Here is a 2,935-nt window from a genome sequence, read left to right on the forward strand (position 1 = left end):
CGGCAAAACCACCCTGATCCGCGCAACAAGCAACCAAGAACAGGCCGTCGTAAATATCGGGCGAGCAAATATGTGTGCGACATATGCCCATCAAAACCAAACTGCTGTCCAAAGACGAACGCACGCACCATCACGCGCGAAGAACACGAGGATGCCCGAGACTTCACTCGGATGGCATTGAAATCTGACTTCAACCCAAAAGCCCAAGCAAAGCGCAAAAAAGTTGAGATGCTCTTCGCTCATCTCAAGCGAATATTGAAACTTGGGAGGCTCCGGCTGCGAGGCCCCTGTGGCGCACAAGACGAGTTTACACTCGCCGCAATCGCCCAGAACCTTCGAAAGCTTGCAAAACTAAGACCTCATACCACCGAAATAAGGGTCACCATATGATCTGAACCAGAGAAAAGACCAATGAATGAGCCGCCCAACACATCGGGCGGGACAAAAAACCTACGGCAAAGATCGCAGGACCCAAAATCCATCAAATCACAATGACTTTTTCAACAAAATAAGCCAGATGTGTCGATCGACGTAAGCGGTGCGCTGGTCACACACTTACGACATAGCTCGTGATCTGCGATTCAGAGGCTTCTTTGTTTTGTGGGGAGTTTCTCGATGGGAGCTATAAGCGAGTTTCTGGCAAGTGTGCCGCGTCGGGCGGATGGCAAGCGGAATTGGCCGCCTGAGTTGAAGGCTCGGATTGTGGCGGAGACGCTGCTCGAAGGCGAGACGGTCAAGGCCGTTGCTAAGCGGTATGAGCTGATCCCGAGCACGGTGTCCGATTGGCGGCGGATGGCGCGGCAGGGCAAGTTGGTTCTGCCCAATCTGGACGGCATGGATTTTGTGCCTGTTGAGATTGAGGTACCTGCACCTGTCGCCGAGCCTCTGCCCGTCACATCCTCCAGCACGATTGATTTGATTAGAGGCGATGTCACCGTTCGTCTTGATGCTGGGACACCAGCGGCGCGGATTGCCGATATCGCCCGGGCTTTGGCGACGTGATCACGCCATTCCACAAGGTCCGGATTTTTGTAGCAAGCGACCCGGTCGATTTCCGCAAAGGCCATGACGGGCTGGCTGCTCTGGTTCAAAGCCAATTGCGCCAAAAGCCTTTTGATGGGTCGGTCTATGTGTTCCGGGCCAAGCGGGCTGATCGCTTGAAGCTGATCTACTGGGACGGGAGCGGATTGGTGATGGCATACAAGCGGCTCGAAGATAACAGCTTCACATGGCCCGCGATCAAGAACGGGGTGATGCGTCTTGAACCGACCCAGTTTGAGGCGCTGTTTGCAGGGTTGGATTGGCGGCGCGTGCGGCCTCTGGAGGTGGCAGCTCCGGCTGCGGCGGAGTGACTCACTGGCACGTTTGCACGGGTCATTCTGCCTTTGTTTTGTTATGAGATGGGGCATGACTGTGCCTGACAAATTGCCCGATGATATCGCCGAATTGAAGGCGATTATCCGTGCGCAGCAAGATCAGAATGCACGGCTTGAGGCGCTGGTTGCCTCCTTCAAAAAGGCGCTGTTTGGGTCCAAATCCGAAAAGATTGACCCTGCCCAGTATGAGCTGGGGCTTGAAGATATCGAGACGGCCATCGCTCAGGTGGAAGCCGAGATCGACGCGGACGAACGTACCGCCCCTGTGCGCCCTTCAAAACCGCGACAGACCAACCGGGGCTCACTGCCCAAGCATCTTGAACGGGTGGAAGTAGTCATTGAACCTGAACTCTCCTGCGGCTGCGGAACCGAGCGTCATGTCATTGGCGAGGATGTGAGCGAACGGCTGGACATCATCCCGGCCCAGTTCCGGGTGATTGTCACCCGCCGCCCTAAATACGCCTGCCGGTCCTGTGAGGGTAGGATCACCCAGGCCCCGGCACCAGCCCACATCATTGCAGGCGGCATGCCAACCGAGGCCACTTTGGCCCATGTGCTCGTCTCAAAATATGCGGACCACCTGCCGCTCTATCGGCAGGCGCAAATCTATAGCCGTCAGGGCATCGATCTGGATCGCTCGACCCTAGCCGCATGGGTCGGCAAATCGGCATACGAATTGACACCGGTCTATGAGGCGCTGATGACTGATCTGAAGCGCTCCACCAAGCTCTTCATGGATGAAACCCCAGCCCCAGTTCTGTCCCCCGGGCGCAAACGCACAAAAACCGGATACTTCTGGGCGCTGGCTCGGGATGACAGGCCATGGGGCGGTGATGATCCGCCCGGTGTGGCCTTTACCTATGCGCCGGGACGATCCGGCCAACATGCAGACACTATTTTGAAGGGCTTCAGCGGGGTGCTGCAAGTCGATGGATATGCAGGTTACAACCGCCTGCTCAAACGGCCTGCGCAGGACGTGACATTGGCCTATTGCTGGGCGCATGCTCGCCGCAAATTGCACGATGTCACCCAATCTGGCGCGGCCCCGATTGCCCAAGAAGGCCTGGCTCAGATCCAGGCGCTCTACCGCATCGAAAAAGACTTGCGTGGTCAGGCAATAGACCAACGCCGTGCTGCGCGACAGGAACACTCAAAACCCATCATCGACACTTTTGAGATATGGCTCGCACAAAGCCGCGCCCGCGTCTCGGCCAAATCTCCGACCGGGGAGGCCCTGAAATACATCGCCAAATACTGGGACGGGCTGTACCTGTTCCTCGACGATGGTCGCATAGAACTCGACAACAACGCTGTGGAAAGAACGATCCGGCCCATCGCCCTAAACCGCAAAAACGCACTCTTCGCCGGACACGATACTGGCGCACAAAACTGGGCGGTCATCGCGTCCCTGATCGAGACATGCAAGCTCAACGCGATCGAGCCCCAGGGCTATCTATCAGGTGTCCTGACCGCCATTGCCAACGGCCACAAGCAGACCGACATCAAAGAACTGCTGCCCTGGAACTACGTCAAACACGTGTGACCAGCGCACCGCTTAC

General features: G+C 56.8%; 4 protein-coding genes. All 4 read left to right on the forward strand.

The window, feature by feature from the left end; genetic code table 11:
- Positions 1-390 (forward strand): transposase (locus J3L16_RS15625; protein WP_207613995.1); only part of this gene is annotated, 390 nt, incomplete at its 5' end.
- 225 nt (positions 391-615) lie between these two features.
- On the forward strand, positions 616-1,002 hold the full coding sequence (locus J3L16_RS15630) for a transposase (RefSeq protein WP_242698876.1): 387 nt from the start codon (positions 616-618) through the stop codon (positions 1,000-1,002).
- Positions 999-1,352 carry an IS66 family insertion sequence element accessory protein TnpB gene (tnpB, locus tag J3L16_RS15635; protein ID WP_207613997.1) on the forward strand — a complete coding sequence of 118 codons (354 nt, stop codon included), beginning with the start codon at positions 999-1,001 and terminating at the stop codon, positions 1,350-1,352. Before J3L16_RS15630 ends, tnpB begins: the two co-directional genes overlap by 4 nt.
- A gap of 55 nt (positions 1,353-1,407) precedes the next feature.
- Positions 1,408-2,919: an IS66 family transposase gene (locus J3L16_RS15640; protein ID WP_207613998.1), complete on the forward strand. Its 1,512-nt coding sequence runs from the start codon at positions 1,408-1,410 to the stop codon at positions 2,917-2,919.
- Positions 2,920-2,935: the final 16 nt, after the last annotated feature.

The sequence above is a fragment of the Alteromonas sp. 5E99-2 genome, assembly GCF_017368475.1.
Classification (GTDB): Bacteria; Pseudomonadota; Gammaproteobacteria; order Enterobacterales; family Alteromonadaceae; genus Alteromonas_F.

Bases quoted from the DNA above. Each gene is read 5' to 3' on its own strand.
- J3L16_RS15630 (WP_242698876.1), top strand. From the start codon at position 616: ATGGGAGCTATAAGCGAGTTTCTGGCAAGTGTGCCGCGTCGGGCGGAT.
- J3L16_RS15640 (WP_207613998.1), top strand. From the start codon at position 1,408: ATGACTGTGCCTGACAAATTGCCCGATGATATCGCCGAATTGAAGGCG.